15 protein-coding genes are annotated in these 16,412 nt (G+C 72.4%); 12 read left to right on the forward strand and 3 right to left on the reverse strand.

Annotated elements, in window-relative coordinates; genetic code table 11:
* Window positions 1-140 precede the first annotated feature (140 nt).
* Window positions 141-1,250, reverse strand: a complete 1,110-nt coding sequence (locus AB0J69_RS59130) for a tyrosine-type recombinase/integrase (RefSeq protein ID WP_364137612.1) — start codon at window positions 1,248-1,250, stop codon at window positions 141-143.
* A 122-nt stretch (window positions 1,251-1,372) separates the two neighbouring features.
* Here AB0J69_RS59130 and AB0J69_RS59135 point away from each other — a divergent pair, with 122 nt between their 5' ends.
* From AB0J69_RS59135 to AB0J69_RS59145, 3 genes are all read left to right on the forward strand, one after another.
* Window positions 1,373-2,776: a hypothetical protein gene (locus tag AB0J69_RS59135; protein ID WP_364137614.1), complete on the forward strand. Its 1,404-nt coding sequence runs from the start codon at window positions 1,373-1,375 to the stop codon at window positions 2,774-2,776.
* A 487-nt stretch (window positions 2,777-3,263) separates the two neighbouring features.
* Window positions 3,264-3,407, forward strand: a complete 144-nt coding sequence (locus AB0J69_RS59140; RefSeq protein ID WP_364137616.1) for a hypothetical protein — start codon at window positions 3,264-3,266, stop codon at window positions 3,405-3,407.
* A gap of 213 nt (window positions 3,408-3,620) precedes the next feature.
* On the forward strand, window positions 3,621-4,685 hold the full coding sequence (locus tag AB0J69_RS59145; protein WP_364137618.1) for a hypothetical protein: 1,065 nt from the start codon (window positions 3,621-3,623) through the stop codon (window positions 4,683-4,685).
* Window positions 4,686-4,977: 292 nt separating this feature from the next.
* Here AB0J69_RS59145 and AB0J69_RS59150 read toward each other — a convergent pair whose 3' ends face one another.
* Window positions 4,978-5,682 (reverse strand): TetR/AcrR family transcriptional regulator C-terminal domain-containing protein, encoded by a 705-nt coding sequence (locus AB0J69_RS59150; RefSeq protein ID WP_364137620.1) that lies wholly within the window; start codon window positions 5,680-5,682, stop codon window positions 4,978-4,980.
* Between the two features lie 113 nt (window positions 5,683-5,795).
* Between AB0J69_RS59150 and AB0J69_RS59155 the strand changes: the two genes are divergently transcribed.
* Window positions 5,796-6,959: an NAD(P)/FAD-dependent oxidoreductase gene (locus AB0J69_RS59155; RefSeq protein ID WP_364137622.1), complete on the forward strand. Its 1,164-nt coding sequence runs from the start codon at window positions 5,796-5,798 to the stop codon at window positions 6,957-6,959.
* Between the two features lie 361 nt (window positions 6,960-7,320).
* Here the strand turns inward: AB0J69_RS59155 and AB0J69_RS59160 are convergent, their stop codons facing one another.
* The gene (locus tag AB0J69_RS59160; protein WP_364137624.1) at window positions 7,321-8,292 is read right to left on the reverse strand and encodes an aldo/keto reductase; all 972 of its coding nucleotides are present in this window, start codon (window positions 8,290-8,292) and stop codon (window positions 7,321-7,323) included.
* A 265-nt stretch (window positions 8,293-8,557) separates the two neighbouring features.
* Here AB0J69_RS59160 and AB0J69_RS59165 point away from each other — a divergent pair, with 265 nt between their 5' ends.
* The 8 genes from AB0J69_RS59165 to AB0J69_RS59200 all read left to right on the forward strand — a co-directional run bounded on the left by AB0J69_RS59165 (window position 8,558) and on the right by AB0J69_RS59200 (window position 16,308).
* A complete protein-coding gene (locus AB0J69_RS59165; RefSeq protein ID WP_364137626.1) occupies window positions 8,558-8,833 on the forward strand; it encodes an acyl carrier protein in 276 nt (91 codons plus the stop codon).
* Entirely contained in the window at window positions 8,830-10,545 is a 1,716-nt protein-coding gene (locus AB0J69_RS59170) for an AMP-binding protein (RefSeq protein WP_364137628.1), read from the forward strand. The genes AB0J69_RS59165 and AB0J69_RS59170 overlap by 4 nt, the downstream gene beginning before the upstream one ends.
* Window positions 10,542-12,161, forward strand: coding sequence for an acyl-CoA dehydrogenase (locus tag AB0J69_RS59175; RefSeq protein ID WP_364137630.1), 1,620 nt, complete (start codon window positions 10,542-10,544; stop codon window positions 12,159-12,161). Before AB0J69_RS59170 ends, AB0J69_RS59175 begins: the two co-directional genes overlap by 4 nt.
* Before the next feature lie 13 nt (window positions 12,162-12,174).
* Window positions 12,175-13,734 carry an acyl-CoA dehydrogenase family protein gene (locus AB0J69_RS59180; protein ID WP_364137632.1) on the forward strand — a complete coding sequence of 520 codons (1,560 nt, stop codon included), beginning with the start codon at window positions 12,175-12,177 and terminating at the stop codon, window positions 13,732-13,734.
* A 1-nt stretch (window position 13,735) separates the two neighbouring features.
* Complete coding sequence (locus tag AB0J69_RS59185; RefSeq protein WP_364137634.1) at window positions 13,736-14,620, forward strand: alpha/beta fold hydrolase; 885 nt, start codon at window positions 13,736-13,738, stop codon at window positions 14,618-14,620.
* Window positions 14,617-15,786: a class I SAM-dependent methyltransferase gene (locus tag AB0J69_RS59190; protein ID WP_364137636.1), complete on the forward strand. Its 1,170-nt coding sequence runs from the start codon at window positions 14,617-14,619 to the stop codon at window positions 15,784-15,786. The genes AB0J69_RS59185 and AB0J69_RS59190 overlap by 4 nt, the downstream gene beginning before the upstream one ends.
* A 71-nt stretch (window positions 15,787-15,857) precedes the next feature.
* Window positions 15,858-16,151, forward strand: coding sequence for a hypothetical protein (locus AB0J69_RS59195; protein WP_364137638.1), 294 nt, complete (start codon window positions 15,858-15,860; stop codon window positions 16,149-16,151).
* Window positions 16,090-16,308, forward strand: a complete 219-nt coding sequence (locus tag AB0J69_RS59200) for a helix-turn-helix domain-containing protein (protein WP_364137640.1) — start codon at window positions 16,090-16,092, stop codon at window positions 16,306-16,308. Before AB0J69_RS59195 ends, AB0J69_RS59200 begins: the two co-directional genes overlap by 62 nt.
* Window positions 16,309-16,412 lie beyond the last annotated feature (104 nt).

Consider the following 16,412-nt stretch of genomic DNA (forward strand, 5'->3'; position numbering starts at 1 on the left):
GCAATGCACCGGGGCTACCCGGCGAGGAGGACGCCATGTCACAGAGAGTGCTACCGCCAAAATCCGGTCCGATCCTCCCCAGAGGCCAATACGAGCGGGATCGCCCGCAGGCCGACGCCGGGCTTGGCGCGGTGTCCGCGTCACGGTGCGGCGGGAGGCCGCTGGTCAGCGGACGTTTCGGACAGTAGCGGCGCGACGGTGGGGACGCGGAGTCGTTCGACGGCGTCGCGGGCTTCTTCGTCGGGGCGGACGTCGTAGCCGAGGGTGGTACTGGGGCTGGCGTGGCCGGCCAGGCGGGCGGTCATGATGGCGTCGGCCTGCGGCAGGAGGTTGGAGATGAAGGTGCGGCGCAGGTCGTGCGGCCGGACCGGGGTGGTGGCGGCTTGTTCGGTGCGTTTGGCCAGGATGTCGCGCACGGCCTGGGGGTTCATCTGCCAGGGGCGGCCGTCGGGGCTGGTGCGCACGGTGCCGCCGCGGGTCAGGCGGGGGAACAGCGGGCCGCGGTGGGTGCCGCGGCGGGCGAGCCAAGCCTCCAGGCGGCGGGCGGCGAAGGTGTTGACCGGGATGCGGCGTTGTTTGTCGCCTTTGCCGATGACAGTGAGCATGCGCCGGGCCCGGTCGTAGTCGGCGTAGGCCAGGGCGACCAGTTCGGCGCGGCGCAGACCGCAGGCGTCCAGGATGGCGATGATGGCCGCGTCCCGCAGTCCGGCGCCGGTGGGTGTGCCGGTGGGGGAGCGGTCGGCGTCGCAGGCGGCGATGAGGGCGCCGATGACGGTGTCGGGGACGTGCTGGCCGGCCGGCTCGCGGTGGCCGGCGAACGGGGCCAGGGCGACGGCCCGCTGGTGGTCGTCGGTGCTGAGCAGGCCGAGTTTCCAGGCTTCCTTGAGCACGCCGCGCAGCGCGGCCAGGTGCTTGTTGCGGTAGGCGGGGGACCAGTCCATCTGGTCGATCTGCTCGCGGATCCAGGCGGTGTGCTCGTAGCGCAGGTGGTGCCACGGCTGGCCCTGCCCGGTGACGGTGGCGTCGTCGAGCCGGTCGCCGGTGAGCATGCGGGTGATGTGGTCCAGGCAGATCTGCATGGCGCGGCGAGAGTCGGCGCTGCCCAGGCGTCCCAGATAGAGCAGATACGGGTCGCGCGCGGGCGCGACCGCCGCGGCGGCGGCTGGCGCCAGTCCGGCGGCGGAGGCGGGGAAGGCGGTCACGGGGAGCGGGCGGGATCCCGGCCCGGAGGCCGTGTCGGACTCGATCATGGAAGCCACCCTAGCAGTGATGATCTTTGAGAACTCCACTTCTCGGTGATCATAAATAAAACACACAGGCGATATGCGAAACCGTGATTAGCAGAGCATGTGCTGATGCTAAATTCGCTTGCGTGACAGAGAGCTTCGAGCCGGGCGAGCCGACCCCCACCCCGAGCCGGCACCGCCCCGGCCCCGCCGCACCGGCCATCGGCCCGACGGCGCCGCCGGTCCGTCCTCAGCCGGAGCCGTGGGGGCAGCCCCCGGAGCCCACCGGGCCTAACCCGGACGCGCCGCCGCGCGGCGGCCGCGGCCACACCCGCGACTGCCTGGCCGTCGACACCAACGATGTGCTACGGCAGTGCGCCCGGCCCGGCTGCGGCCGCGCCAAGCCCGAACGCGAGCCCGGCAAGGGCGGCCGGCCCAGCAAGTACTGCTGCAAGCTGTGCGGCAACGAGGCCAGCCGGGCCGCCGACAGCGCCCCCGCCGCGGTGGCCACGCACACCGCGGCCAGCACTTTTGCCGCCGAGGCCGGCCAGCTCCGCGCCCGGCTGGACCAGCGCGACGCCCAGCTGGCCGCCGAACGCGAGGATCTGCGCCAGCTGGGCGCACACCTCGCGCAGGTCGGGGAGGCCATCACCAGCCAGCTGGGCCAGGCCGAAGAGCGGGTGCAGCAGGCCGACCAGGACGCCGAGCAGGCCCGCACCGCGATGCGCGCCGCCCACGCCGCGCGCCAGACGGCCGAGCAGGAACGCGACGCCGCCCTGCACGACCGGCAGGAGGCCCTGCACGCCCAGCGCACCGCCGAGGAACACCGCGACCGCATCCACGGCGAAGCCCGCGCCAACGCCGAACGCCTGGGCATGCAAATCGGCCAGCTCACCGCCCAGCTGCACGACGAGCAGTCCCTGACCAGGCGCCAAGCCGAGCAGCTGCGCGCCCTGGGCGCCGAGCTGTCGCGTGCGACCGACCTGGCCGAAGAGCGCGCCGCAGCCCTGGCCGAGCGCGACCGTCAGCTGCACCAGGCCCGCACCGACACCCGCCGGCTGACCGAACACCTGGAGCAGGCCACCGAGTACCTGGCCACCACCCGGCAGCAGCTCGACCAGGCCACCACCAGCGTCGAGCAGGCCCGCGCCGAAACTCGCGCGGTACGCGACGAGCTGGCCGAACAACAGCGCCGCTCCCACGAAGAACGCGACCGGCTACAGACCCAGAGGGACCAGGCCCGCCTGGGCCAAGCCACCGCCGAAACCCGGCTGGAGATGGCCGAACGCGAGCAGCAGACCCTACGCCGCCAGCTCGCCGCCGCCCAGGCGGCCACCGGCCTGGTGCTGCCGCCGCTGGCCGACGTCGACGGCCGGCCCGGCGTGCGGCTCCCCGGCGGGGCCTTCCACGCCGTCACCCTGCAGGACGGCGTCGTGCTGCTGCACTACGACGACAGCGCCATCCCCCTCGCCGACGCTCCACAGTCGCCGGCACAGGCCCGAGCACTGAGCGCCGCCCTCCAGGCCGTCACCGCCCCGCCACCCGCCTGAGGACGCCCCTTCGCAGGGCGCCCATCGTCGTTTTCCCGACTGCAACCACCGTCGCACGGCGGACCGACACCAGGCAGTGCCCCTCCCGCAAGGGCATACGCTCCATGCCAGGTGCCCTGGATCCGTACTGACCTCCACTGGCACTTCTTACTGACATCTCCTGGCAAAACGCCAGGTCATCGGCTCGATCGGCAACGTCAGCAGATGGCATCGTTGCCACCACGTGTCAGTGGAGCAAGGGTCTCTTCCACATAGATCTCGCTGTTGAGACGCCGCAGGACTGCGAGGTCATCACTTACAGCGCAGGCGGCCGGCGGATGACACGGAGGCAAGCTACGACGTGACTTCCGCCCTGAACATGGCACTCACCTGCAAAATAGCCTCTAGGCACCGCGAAGGCGGCCCTCAAAGTACCTACGCAAAGGATCTTGCTGACACCTCGTGACACTCCCACTGACATCAAGTGGCATTACCCCAGGACAACTTCATGGCAATCCGCACGATCCGCCAGGCGCTGTCCCATCCGCGCGACCGGGCAGGGTTCGACGCAGGACTACCGGTGGCCGTCGAGAAGGACCGAGCCACAGGCGACTGGCACGACATCGAGGAATTCTGCCTTCTCGCAAGTTAGGCGGGTCTGGCGATGGCGCAACAGATCCGAGTTTTCGATTTTTATTTTCTGGAAAATCAAAAATGCTAGACTGCAGGCGTGACTGCGGAGACCAGTTTGGTGACGCCCTGTAAGCACTGTGGTGCGGCGATCGAGCAGCGGCGGGGGAGGGGGCGGCCCAAGGCGTACTGTCCTGAGAAGCACTGTCAGGCGGCTGCCAAGCGGGAGCGGGAGTTGAGGCGGGCCACGCCTGGGTTGGAAGGGGCGCTGGCCAGGGCCGAGCAGTTGTACGACCGGATGGAAAACGGGCTGGCCGCGGCCATCGAGCCGCTGGCGCGGGCGCTGGCCGACGAGCTCAGTCCCGCCGGGGTCGAGGCCAAGCTGAGTGCCGTGCAGGCCGAGGCGCACACGCGGGTGGCGATCGCGCGGACCGAGCGCGAGCAGGCGTTCGAGCAGGTACGGCTGGCGCGCGAGGCTGCCGAGCATGCGCGCAGGCAGACGGCCGAGATGCGGGCGCGGCTCGAAGAGGCCGAGAACGAACGCGAGACCGCGCTGGACGACGCCGAGCGGGCGCGCGAGCAGGCGCTGGCGGCGTTGCGGGAGGCCGCGAGCACGGAACGGCAGGCGCTGCAGACGGCCGAGGAGGCCAAGCGGCGGGCTGAGCTGGCCGAGCGGCGTGCCGAGGAGGCAGTCCAGCGGGTGGAGCTGACCGAGCGGGCCAGGGATCAGGCCGGACAGGAGCTCGCCGAGCGGGTCGAGGTGGCCGGCAGGCGGGCCGAGGAGGCGCGGGCCCAGGCCGTACAGGCTGAGGCGGACACCGAGCAGGCGCGGGAGGAACGGGATCGCGCCCGGGAGGAGACCGCGGCGGCCGTCCGGGCGCGGGAGCAGGCCGAGCGTGAGGTGATCGGGGCGAAGGCCCGTGAGGAGGCGGCGGCGCAGGAGCGGGAGCGGGCCGTGGAACGGGCCGTCACGGCGGAGCGGGCCGCCGCCGAGGCCGAACGGGAACGCGCCGTGGCGCTCCAGGACGCCGCCCGTGCGGCGGCCGAGGTGGAGCGGCTGGCGGGCAGGGTGACGGCGCTCGAGGAGGAGGGGGCCGCGGCGTTGTCACGCGAGCGGAAGCTGGTCTCGAAAGAGCGGTCGCGGGCCGAGGCGGCGGTCAAGGAGCGTGATCGGCTGCAGGGGGAGTTGCGGCTGGAGCGGATACGGCTGGAGGATCTGCGGGCCGAGCTGGAGTCGGTCCGGGCGGAGGCGGCGCAGTTGAGGGAACGGGCGGTGGCGGCGGAGCTGCGTTCGCCGTGAGGACCGGTCGATGGCCGATCCACGCCGCCGCTCGATGACCGATCCAACCCGCCACTCGATGGCCGATCCACGCCGCCTCTGAGGGCTGCTTGTCGTTAAGGGAGCTGTCCCGTGCGGCCACCGACTTCGGCGGCGCGGGCACCGCACATGTAGGGCTTGCTGCTGCCGTCAGAGCAAAAGGCCATTCGATCGCGGGGAGGAGGTGTCGCGATCTTCCTCGGGGGTGCGCTTCTCCAACCGGTGCAAGAGGCGGGACGGTTGATGGTCGGCTCTGCACCGCCTGGTCGCGGCGTCACGCGGGCGGTCGTCGCGGCTCCGCGGTCATGTTCAGGCCGTCCAGGAGCAGGTCGAGGCCGGTGGTGAACTGGTCGCGGTCGTCGTGGTCGCGCAGGTCCGTGGTGGTGCGGGTCAGGAAGGGGTAGTCGGCGGGGTCGAGTTCCTCCCAGCGTTCGGCGGTCCGGGTGAGGAAGGCGTCGCGGCTGGTGGTCGCGCCGACGACGGTGCGTGGGGTGATGATCTGGGCGCTGACGCCGGTGATGTAGTACGAGATCGCGGTGGAGACCGCGAAATGCCGCTCGGCGGGCAGCCCGGTTTGTGCGACGAGGGTACCGATGCGGTCGAGCAGGCGCAGCGCGTTGGCCAGCGTGGCCGGGGCGGTGACGTGGGACGCCGCCCACGGGTGCCGATCAAGGGTGTCGAAGACGGCGATGGCAAGCGCGCGCAGCTGGGCGCCGGCGCCCTCCTCGAGGCGCGGGGCCGCGGCGAAGGCGTGGCCGAGCACGTGATCGGCGGCCAGGGCGACGAGCTCGTCCTTGTTCGTCACGTGCCAGTACAGCGCGCCGGGTCCGGTGTTCAGCTGTTTGGCCAGCAGCCGGAAGGTGAGTCCCCGCTCGCCGAGCTCATCCAGCAGCACAACGGCCGCGCCGACGATGATCTCTGGCGACAGGGCATCGGCCCGTCCCTTCCCGTCGGGTGCTCGTCCTCGTGTGCGTGGCATGGCCTCATTTTGACACATTTTGGAACCGTGTTCCATACTCCCAATGGAACGCGGGTCCATATAGGTCTCGGGCGGGTGCCCGGCGCTCCGCCCGCACGGGAACGAGGAAACCCATGAGCACCAGCCACCACCCGATCGCCATCGTCGGCGCCGGCCTCGGCGGCCTGACCCTCGCCCGGGTCCTGCACGTCCACGGCATCCCCGCAACGGTCTACGAGGCCGATCCCTCGGCCGAGTCCCGCACGCAGGGCGGCCAGCTCGACATCCACGAGGACGACGGGCAGCGCGCGCTCGCCGACGCCGGCCTCACCGACGAGTTCCGCGCGATCATCCACGAGGGCGCCGAGGCGCTGCGCGTGCTCGACCAGCACGGCAAGCTGCTGCACGACGAGCCCGACGACGGCATGGCGCGGCGTCCCGAAGTGCTCCGCGGAGACCTGCGTCGGATCCTGCTCGACTCCCTGCCCGACCAGACGGTCCAGTGGGGGCGCAAGGTCACCGGGGTCCAGCCCCTCGGCGATGGCCGCCACGAGCTGGCCTTTGCCGACGGCGCGACCGTGACCAGCAGCCTGCTCGTCGGTGCCGACGGTGCCTGGTCGAAGGTCCGTCCACTGCTGTCCGACGCCAAGCCCGAGTACATCGGCACGACGTTCATCGACACCTACCTGTACGACGCCGACGAGCGGCACACCGCGACTGCCGAGGCGGTCGGTGTCGGCGCGATGTACGCGCTGACCCCGGGAAAGGGGATCATCGCGCACCGCGAGGCGGGGAACATCCTGCACGCGTACGTCGAGCTGAACCGCCCCGCCGAGTGGTTCGCCGACATCGACTTCACCGATGCCGCCGCCGCGACCGCTCGGATCGCGGCCGAGTTCGACGGGTGGGCACCGGAACTCACCGCGCTGATCACCGACGGCGAGACCGCGCCGGTCGCGCGCATGATCCACACACTTCCGGACGGACACCGATGGGAGCGCGTGCCCGGGGTGACGCTCCTCGGCGATGCCGCTCACCTGATGCCGCCGTCCGGCGACGGCGCGAACCTGGCGATGTTCGACGGCGCCGAACTCGCCAAGGCGATCGCCGCACACCCCGACGACATCGAAGCGGCGCTCACCGCCTACGAACAGGCGCTGTTCCCCCGCAGCGAGCCCTTCTACGCCGACGCCCACGAAACGCTGGACCTCTGCCTCGGCGAGCACGCACCGTTCGGACTCATCAAGCTCTTCAACGGTGAGCTCCAGGGTCACGACGGGGCGCCGGGACGGTCCTGAGCCGCATCCGCCGACCGACCCTGTGCCGTCGTGAGCTGCACTGCCGGGGGGTATGCGGGCACAGGACCGCATTTCTCATGAACGGTCCGTTGCCGGAGCATGATCATGATCGCATCTCAGGCGGAGCCCGGATCCTGGAGTGCTTCTCCAGCGAACTAGCTGCTCAGCCGCTTGGGGGTCCCTAAGCCACGTAGGCGACCAGGCCGGCCGTCACCGCCGCGCCGGTGGATCGACGAGGGCTCCGTGTCCAGCCGATGCCGGCGACCTTCGTGATGCGTTCGCCGGCAGCTTGGACCATCGTGGCGGTCTCCTTGGGGGCGATCGAGCAGGCGTCCGCGTCCAGGGTTGGGCCATCCGGTGATCACTGCCATTTCAGCGAGCCGCGGGTCGCCCAGTACGTCCGGGGATCCTCGGCCAGTACGGCGAGACGCTCGTCCAGTTCCCCGTCCCAGTCGAGGTGGGCCGCGGTCAGATTGCTGTGGAGCTGGTCCACCGAGGCGGCCCCGCTCAGCACCACACCCGCCCATGGTTGGGCCAGGATGGCGGCCAGGGCCAGCGCGTCCGGGGCGAGGCCGCGGTCCCGGGCGGCGGCGGCGAGCGCGGGCGGGGCGGCGTGGGCGGTCAGGCGGCCGTTCGCCACGCCCTCCTTGACGATCACGCCCAGGCCGGACCGGTGGGCTCGGGCCAGGGCCGGACCGGCGGCTCGTTCGAGCAGGTTCCAGGTGGCCTGGACCGTGTCGAACAGGCCGATCTCGATCGCCTGATCGATGGTGTCCGCCTGACGCGGCCCGGTCGTGGACAGGCCGACCGCCATGCCGGCGGCGCGCAGCCCGCGCAACTCGGCGAGGACGTCCTCGTCGTCGAGCACGCCGCTGTCCACGGTGGCCGAGTGGATCTGGTAAAGAGACAGGTGCTCGCCCAGCAGCGCCCGGCTCTCGTCGAGTTGACGTCGCAGGCGGCCGGCGGACAGCTCCTTCGCCTCGTGCCGGTCGGCGTCCATCCGCCAGTCGCCGACGTAGGCGTACCCCCATTTCGATCCCACGGTCACCGCCCCCGGCTCGACGGCGCGCTCGCGCAGCCATTCGGCGAGGAACTCCTCCGCCCTGCCGTAGGAGCGGGCCACGTCGAAGTACCGCACGCTGGCGGCCAGTGCCGCGTCCAGCACCGCCCAGCTCCGCGCCCGCATCGCGGCGACGCCGCGATCGCTGCCGAGATCCTCCTCCCGGCCGAGCGTGATGTAGGCCGGACGGCCGAGCGCAGCCAGCCCGATCCCCAACGGCGTCACCCGCAACCCCGTCCGGCCCAGCGGACGTACACCCAGCTCACCCCGCATCGCCCCGCCTCTCCCTCATGCCGCCAGTTCACCACATGCCCTCGCCTACGGCGACGCGAAAACGTTAACCGCCGCCGTTTCCGGAATTCGGGGCAGGAATTCGAGGACGCGGAACAATGCCCTGCGGCACACCCCTCTATGACTACGTCGGTGCAGGTGGCAGGGGATACGGCCTAGGGGGCGGCATTGTTAGGGGTTGGAGTGCCGCAATTCCCTGGTTACGTTGGCCTGGCTCAACCGAATAACACCTGAAATGGGGTTATCAATGGCCGGCCAGCTCACGCACCAGGCGGTTTCCCATGCGCTGAAAGGCATCGTGGCGCGCGTACTGCAAGTCCCCGAGAGCACCATCACCGACGACGACAGGATCATCGACCTGAGCCTCGTCGAATCCATCAAGCTGCTGCGGATCGCCGGGCGGATAGAGCGCACGTTCGGCATCGAGCTCGACAACGAGGTGCTGTTCCGCACCGGAACCCTGAGCGAGATCGCCGACGAGGTCCACCGGCTGTGCGGGCAGGAACAGGAGAAGGTTGCTTGAGCGCGCTCGTCCCGGCAGGCGTGCGGACGCTCGGTGAGATGTTCGTCCGCGCGGCCGAGCTGCATCCTGGTCAGGTCGCCGGCACCTTCTTCCCCGGCCACCGCCTGACCTTCCACGAGTTGCTCCGCGACGGCCGCGTCGCGGCCGCGCGCCTGCGGTCACTCGGCGCGGAGCCCGGCACGCCGGTGGCCGTGCTCCTGCAGTCGCCGCTGGACTTCCTCCGGGTCACCGGCGGCATCGCGCTCGCGGGCGCGGTGCTGGTCCCCCTCGCCGTCTCCACGGGGTTCACCAAGGCGTTCCTGTCCCGGATGCGGCACGTGCTGGCCGACAGCGGCGCGCGGTTCGCCGTCATCGACGACCCGTACGCCGAGCCGCTCGCCGAGCTGGTGCCCGGCCTGCGGGTCGTGCCGGTCTCTCACCTCGCCGGCCCGTACGCGGGACTGCTCGGCGATCCAGGCGTCCTGGAGTCGCCGCAGGCCGGCGCCGACGACCTGGCGTTGATCCAGTACACCTCCGGCAGCACCTCGGCGCCCCGCGGCGTCGCGCTGACCCATCGCAACGTGCTGGCCGGCCTGCGCGTCATCCAGCGTGGGGCCGACGCGCGAGCCGACGACGTGGTCTGCCACTGGCTGCCGCTCTCCCACGACATGGGGTTGTTCTCCACGCTGGCGGCGGTCGGCGCCGGCGTCGCCGTCCACGTGTCCGCGCCGCAGGACTTCGTCAAGCGGCCGGACGACTGGCTGCGCTGGTTCTGCGACCTGCGCGCCACCATCTACGCGGGCCCGGCCTTCGGCTACGGCTACCTGCTCGACTCCATCCCCCCGGAGGAAGCGCCGGGCTACGACCTGTCCGCGGTGCGGGTCATGCTCAACGGCGCCGAGCCGATCGCCCCTGATCTGATCGCCGCCTTCCAGGAGCGCTTCGCGCCCGCCGGGCTCGACCCTCGCGCCATGACCCCGTGCTACGGCCTGGCCGAGGCCACCCTCGCGGTCACCTTCACCCCCGCGGGGGAGGAGGCCCGCGTCGACTGGGTGCATCGCGACCTGCTCAACAACGCGGGACGGGCCGAGCCCGCCGACCGGGACGACCCCGCCGCGCGCGGCGTCGTGAGCTGCGGCGTGCCCGCGCCCGGCGTCCAGGTGCGGATCGTCACGGACGGCGTCGAGGCCGGTGAGAGGGTCGTCGGCGACATCGAGGTCCGGGGTGAGCCGGTGACGCGCGGCTACCACCGGCAGGCGCCCCTTCCGGCCGGTGGCTGGTGCCCCACGGGAGACCTCGGCTACCTGGCCGGCTCGGCGCTGCACGTCACGGGGCGGCGCAAAGAGATGATCATTCTCAACGGCCGCAACCACTATCCGGAGGACGTCGAGGTCAGGGTGCGCGAGGTGGCGGGGCTGTACCAGCGGCGGGCCGTCGCGGTCGTCCTGCCTGCCGACCCCGCCGCCGGCCGGGGCGAGCGCATCGCGGTGCTGGCTGAGGCCGCCCTGGCGCGGCCGCCGTACGGACAGCTCGTCTCCGACCTCAGGGCGGCGGCGGCCGAGGAGCTGGGCGGTGCCTCCGTCGACGTGGTGCTCCTGGGCAGGGGCGGGTTGCCGCGCACCACCAGCGGCAAGTTCCAGCGCCTGCTCATGCGCGACCACCTGCTCGCCGGCACGCTCGACCGGGTCCTCGAACACGTGACAGCGGACGAGCGCGTCAGGAGCGCCGCATGAACCGCTTCCCCGCCGCCGAGCAGCTCGAACTGGCCCTCGGCGACCCGCACCAGCCCACCGGCCCCCTCACGTTCGGCGCCGCGATGGCGGGCGACCACGCCGAACGCTGGCCGCACAGCTCGCTGGACCGGCTGCGGGCATGGGGCTACGCCGCCCACCTGGTGCCCGCCTCGCTCGGTGGCCGGCTGACCTCCCTGGAGGAGCTGCTGGCCCTCGGCAGGGTGGTGGCGCGCCGCGACCCGACCGTGGCCGTGATCGCGAACTCCCCGTGGGCGTCCGGCACGCCGGTGTGGCTCGCGGGGACGCCCGCACAGCAGCGCGACTACGCCGACGCCGTCCTGCGCGGCCAGTGGATGTCGCTGGCGCTGACCGAGCTCGACAGGGGCGCCGACCTGCTGTCGAGCGACCTCACCGCGCGGCGCGTGAGCGGCGGGTACATGCTCGACGGCGCCAAATGGGTGATCAACAACGTCCGGCTGGCCCGGTTCGTCTGCCTGCTCGTACGCGAGCCGTCCCTGACGGGGCTGCGCTCGCTGACCCTGCTGCTGGTGGACATGGAACGGCTGCCGCCCGGCAGCTACGAGCTGTTGCCGAGGATCCACACGCACGGGATCAGGGGCGCGGACATCGCGGGGGTACGGTTCCTGGACGCGTTCGTCCCGTCGTCGGCCGTGCTGGGGCGGCCCGGCCGCGGGCTGGACCTCACGATCCGCTCGCTGATGACCATCCGCACGCTGGTGCCGGGACTCAGCCTGGGCGCGTTCGACACCGGGTTGCGGTGCGCGTTCGACTTCCTGCGCCACCGGCGCGTGCGGCAGGAGCGGGCGATCGACCTGCCGCACGTCCGGGAGGAGCTCGCCGCCGCCGACCTGGACCTGCGGGTGGCCGAGACGGTGGCCACCTGCTGCGTGCGGATCCTGCAGCACCTGCCCGCCCTGGCCCCCATCGCCTCGGCGGTCGCCAAGTATCTGGTGCCGCACCTCGCCGAGCAGCGGCTGCGCCGCCTGGCCGGCGTGCTCGGGGCGCGCTACCTGCTGCGCCAGGACCACTGGTACGGCATCTACGACAAGCTCGTACGCGACGCGCGGCTCTTCAGCCTGTTCGACGGCAGCGAGCCGGTCGTGCTCAGCTCGCTGGCGGCCCAGGTGTCGTGCCTGACCGAGCCGGGGACCGACCCTGGGGCGGCCGACGAGGTGTTCCAGCCGGCTTTCGCGCCGCGGCCGTACCCCTCGGGGCTGGCGGCACTGGGCACGGCGAGCGACCTCGACCCCGTCACCGCCGGTCTGGACGGCGCCTGCGCCGGACTGGAGCTTCGGGCGGGATCCGGGCGCGCGGCCGCGCTGCTCCGGCAGGCGGGCCGCGACCTGCTCGCGGACGCGCGCCGGGACGTCGACCCGCGCTCCGAGGACGGCCAGCGGGTCGGCGACCGGTACGCCCGCACCTTCGCCGCGGTCTGCCTCGCCCGGTCGGAGCCCGCGCACTGGCTCGCCGCGGGCGTGGAGTCCCTGCTGCGTCCCGGCGCCCGCATGCCGCGCGAGACGACCGAGAGCCTGTTCCTGGATCTCGCCATGCGGTACGCGGGCCGCTCGGCGCTGTCCCTGTCACGACCGGCCTGAAAGGGGCGGGCACATGGATCACACCATCGAGGCCGCACTCGACACGGCCGCCCGGCTCGACCAGGCTCTCGGCGACCCCATGGACGAGCGCAACCCCGCCTCCTTCCACGCGGCCGTCGCGACCGACAGGGAGGGCAGGTTCCCCCAGCACCTCTGCGACGCGGCGTTCTCGTGGGGGCTCGCCGAGCACCTGATCCCCGCCGCCTCGGGCGGTTCGCTGCGGTCCCTGGATCGCTGCGTCGCCCTGCTCCGCGTCCTGGCGCGGCGCGACCTCACGGCGGCGTCGGCGATCGCGGCCGGTTTCCTGGCCGGCCTGCCCGTCTGGCAGCACGGCACGCCCGCCCAGCGCGGGGCGGTCGCCGCGCTGCTGCGCCGGCACGAGTTGCTGGGACTGCCGATCGGCGAGGCCGAGCACGGCGTGGACGTCACGGCCGACACCCGGCTCGAAGCCCTGGCCGGGGCGGGGCGCGGGTGGAGCCTGAGCGGCAGGACCACGCTCGCCGGCCACGACGGGCACGCCGCGGGCACCACCCTGCTGGCCCGCACCGGCGCCGGCATCACCGCGTTCCTGCTGCTGCGGGAGGCGGACCGCGGCGGGCACTGGCGATCCGACCCCGCGTACGAGACGCACGGCCTGCGTGGTTCGGCGCTCGGCCGGCTCACCCTGTCGGGTTTCCCCGCGGGCCCCGCCGAGACGCTGGGCCCGCCCGGGCAGGGGCTGGAGATCGCCGCGCGGACCTTGCCGGTGGCGCGGCTGGTGGTCGCCGGCCTGGCCCTCGGCGGGCTGGACACCTGCCTGCGCGCGGTCGTGGCGTTCGCGCAGTCCCGCATGTTGTACGGCGCGCCGATCCTGGAGCTCGAACCCGTCGCCGTCCGCCTGGCCGACGTCTACGCGGACGTGCTCATCGGCGAGGCCGTCTGCCACGAGTTGTGCCGCACCGCGCGTACCGACCCGCACCGCTTCCCCGCGGCTTCGGCGCGCGTCGGCGACCTGGTGCCGGAGCTGGCCGGCGACGCCGTCGAGTCCCTGGCGATCGTGCTGGGCGCGCGGGCGTACTGCGCGACCGAGCACTGGCACGGCATCGTGGAGAAGATGCGCCGCGACGTGGCCGTGGTGACCGCTCTGGCGGAGTCCGACCAGCCGCCGCCGGACGAGCTGCCGCCCGACCCGTTCGTCCCGGTCCCGCCCGAGCTGGCCTGGCTCGGGGTGCCCGCGGCGGAGACCCCCGATCACGGCGATCCCCTCGCGCGGGCCCGCGCCCTCGTCCACGAGGAGGGCCTGCCGGGACCGTACGCCCCCCGCCTGCTGGAACTGCTCGACCGCCTCACCTCACGGGGCGGGACGGCGCCCGGTCTGGACGCCGCCGCGGCCTGCGCCTCGGCCTGGTTGCGCGGGCGGGGCCGGGACGACTTCCACGCCACCGGGGCGTGGCTGCTGTTGTGCCTGCGACGGATCGCCGCCCGGCTGGGCGAGCCCCAGCCCGCGGACACCGGCCTGCGCCGGCAGGCGGTGGACCGCCTCGAACGCGACCACGACGAGCGACGGCTCTTCCCCGACATCGAGGTGCCCTGAGATGACCATGACCGATCAGCGCCGGGCGCCGCAGCGCCTCCGCGTGAGCCTCACCGACGGCAACACGAGCGAGCTCGTCGTCTTCCTGGCCACCGAGGAGGACGCCCCAGTCGTGCTCTGCCTGCCTGCCATGGGCGTGCGGGCGAGCTACTACACGGCGGTCGCCGCCGAGCTCGCCGCGCGCGGGCACACCGCGGTGCTGGCCGACCTGCGCGGCAACGGCGGCAGCTCGGTCCGCCCGTCGCGCTCGACCACGTTCGGCTACGCCGAGATGCTCGAAACCGAGCTGCCGGAGATCGTCGAGGCACTGCGCCGGGAGTTCGGCGCCGAGCGGATCACGCTGTTCGGGCACAGCCTCGGCGGCCACCTGAGCGTGCTGCACGCCGCCACGGCGCCGCACGTGGCCGCCACCGTGCTCGTCGCCACCGGAACGAGCTGGTACGGCCGCGTCGCCGGGATGCGCAGGCCGGCCAGGTTCCTGGGCCTGCAGATCATCAGGATCGCCACCGCGCTGCACGGCTACCTGCCCGGCTGGGTGCCCTTCGCGGGCAAGGAGGCCCGCGGCGTGGTCCGCGACTGGATGCACGACGCCATGCACGGCGCCTACCGCATCCACGGCAGCCGGGTGGACTACGAGGCGGCCCTGTCCCGCTCCACGGTCCCCGCGCTGTTCGTCGTACTCCCCGGGGACCGCTACGTTCCCGAATCCTGTTCGGAGCATCTCGCCGCCAAGCTCCGGTCGGCCAGTGTCACGTGGGCGGAGATCCCACCCGAGGACGTCGGGCTGGAAAGGACACACCACTTCCGCTGGGCGCACCGGCCCGGCGCGGTCGTCGACGCCGCCGTGAAGTGGCTCGGATCGAGGAACACGGAGGTCACGTCATGACTCAGACGGTCCAGGAAGCGACCAGCGCCGACATCGCGGCGATCGACATCAGCGACATCTGCACGCCCGACTACACCGCCAAGCTCGAACGCATCAGGTACGAGGCCGCGCTGGTGTTGTCCCGCATCGCCATGCGGCACCTGTTCGCCACGGGCGAGGCCGTGCACGACCCGGAGGCGCCGCCGCCGTCCAGCGGGTCGGAGCGGCAGCCGTACTTCTTCCGCAAGCGCCTGATCGAGTACCTCGCCGACCGCGGCGACCTGTTCCGCGACGGCTACGTCTACCGCCCCACCCCCGAGCTGGTACGGCGCGCGCAAACCCCCGAGGACGTCTACCTGGCCGGGGTGTCGTCGCCGGACACGGCCACCATGGTCGCGCTGCGCGCCGTCGAGTCGGTGGCCGGGGAGGTCCTCCAGGGCCGTGACGGGCTGGCCGCGATGGAGGAGCGGATCGGCGTCGCGGAGACCTGGCACATCTGGCAGTACCTCATGGTGGACGTGGCACCCAAGCAGACCTGCAACAGCCTCGTGGCCCGCGTGCTCGACCAGCGCCTGCGCGCGGGCGATCCCATCGTGGTGTTCGAGGGCGGCGCCGGCGTCGGCGCCACCATCCGCGCCGCCCTGCAGATCGACGGGTTCCGCGAGCGGGCCAGGGCGATCAGGCACTACGGCTTCACCGACATCAGCCGCGAGCTCATGCGCGGCGCCAGGGAGATGCTCGGGCAGGAGGCGCCGGAGCTGCTGGCCGTCACCTCCTTCGACCGGGTCGACCTCGACGACCTGGACTCCTATGACGACGTGCCCTACCTGCGGGACGGCTCGGCCGACCTGATCATCCTGGAGAACGTCCTGCACGACGTCGAGAACCTCCACGAGGTGCTGCGCTCCTGCCACCGCATCCTCAAGCCCGGCGGCTGGCTCGTCTTCACCTCGGGGAACCGTACACGGGCCGGCATGTTCTTCCCCTGCGAGGTGCTGCAGACCAGCCTGCACAGCTACAACCGGGCGGTCCTGGACCCGCCGCGCCGCGTCAACGTCGGCTACCTCACCCAGCAGGAGTGGGCGCGCTCGCTGACCGACGCCGGGTTCCCCTCGTTCCGGGCGCTGCCGGGCGAGAGCGACCTCGAGTTCTGGCCGTTCGGCGGCTTCGTCGCCGAACGCGCCTGACGCCCGCCGAACCGGGAAGCCCGGCAGCGCGACGGGACGGCCGGCCCCGCGTCCCACCGTGACCGCGGGCGATGGCTCGCCGGCTCCGCGAACGCCAGGTCACCGATTCGGTCACCGGTCCCGGATCGTCGTTCCGTACGGGCCGGACGCCTCGCCTCATCCGCAGCTCGGATCCGGACGTGTGCCTGGTCGGGGTGCTGGTCGAAGGTGACGTACGCGTGGAGCAGGACGGCAGGCAGGCCGTCCTGCGTCCCGGTGATCTGTCGTTCATCGACCCGGCGCGGCCTGTTCGAGTCCGAGCCGGTGACCGTCAGCGCCTGGGTCCGCCGGAGGCGGCTGGAGCGGTGCCGTCAGGACCTGCGTGATCCCGCGCAGCAGGACCGGCCGGTCGCCGCCATCGGTGCGCGATGGGGATTCCTGAGCGCGGCGCATTTCAGCCGGGCGTTCCGCGACGCGTACGGGGTCTCGCCGGGTGAGTCGCGCCGTCACGACGTCGAGGTGGGCCGGGAAACGCCGTGGTAGTGCGGCAGGTCGAGCGGCGGCACAGGGAAGCCGCCGGCCGTCGGCTCGTTGGACAGTTCCTCGAACTCGGCCTCCACCTGAGCCTTCTTCGCTTCCTTGCGCCG

It is taken from the genome of Nonomuraea sp. NPDC049709 (genome assembly GCF_040674815.1).
Taxonomy (GTDB): Bacteria; Actinomycetota; Actinomycetes; order Streptosporangiales; family Streptosporangiaceae; genus Nonomuraea.

What these genes read in the sequence shown, in the direction of transcription:
- AB0J69_RS59150 (WP_364137620.1), bottom strand. Translation starts at nt 5,682, where the DNA reads ATGCCACGCACACGAGGACGAGCACCCGACGGGAAGGGACGGGCCGAT.
- AB0J69_RS59175 (WP_364137630.1), top strand. Translation starts at nt 10,542, where the DNA reads ATGAACCGCTTCCCCGCCGCCGAGCAGCTCGAACTGGCCCTCGGCGAC.
- AB0J69_RS59130 (WP_364137612.1), bottom strand. Translation starts at nt 1,250, where the DNA reads ATGATCGAGTCCGACACGGCCTCCGGGCCGGGATCCCGCCCGCTCCCC.
- AB0J69_RS59140 (WP_364137616.1), top strand. Translation starts at nt 3,264, where the DNA reads ATGGCAATCCGCACGATCCGCCAGGCGCTGTCCCATCCGCGCGACCGG.
- AB0J69_RS59165 (WP_364137626.1), top strand. Translation starts at nt 8,558, where the DNA reads ATGGCCGGCCAGCTCACGCACCAGGCGGTTTCCCATGCGCTGAAAGGC.
- AB0J69_RS59185 (WP_364137634.1), top strand. Translation starts at nt 13,736, where the DNA reads ATGACCATGACCGATCAGCGCCGGGCGCCGCAGCGCCTCCGCGTGAGC.
- AB0J69_RS59155 (WP_364137622.1), top strand. Translation starts at nt 5,796, where the DNA reads ATGAGCACCAGCCACCACCCGATCGCCATCGTCGGCGCCGGCCTCGGC.
- AB0J69_RS59190 (WP_364137636.1), top strand. Translation starts at nt 14,617, where the DNA reads ATGACTCAGACGGTCCAGGAAGCGACCAGCGCCGACATCGCGGCGATC.
- AB0J69_RS59195 (WP_364137638.1), top strand. Translation starts at nt 15,858, where the DNA reads ATGGCTCGCCGGCTCCGCGAACGCCAGGTCACCGATTCGGTCACCGGT.
- AB0J69_RS59160 (WP_364137624.1), bottom strand. Translation starts at nt 8,292, where the DNA reads ATGCGGGGTGAGCTGGGTGTACGTCCGCTGGGCCGGACGGGGTTGCGG.
- AB0J69_RS59180 (WP_364137632.1), top strand. Translation starts at nt 12,175, where the DNA reads ATGGATCACACCATCGAGGCCGCACTCGACACGGCCGCCCGGCTCGAC.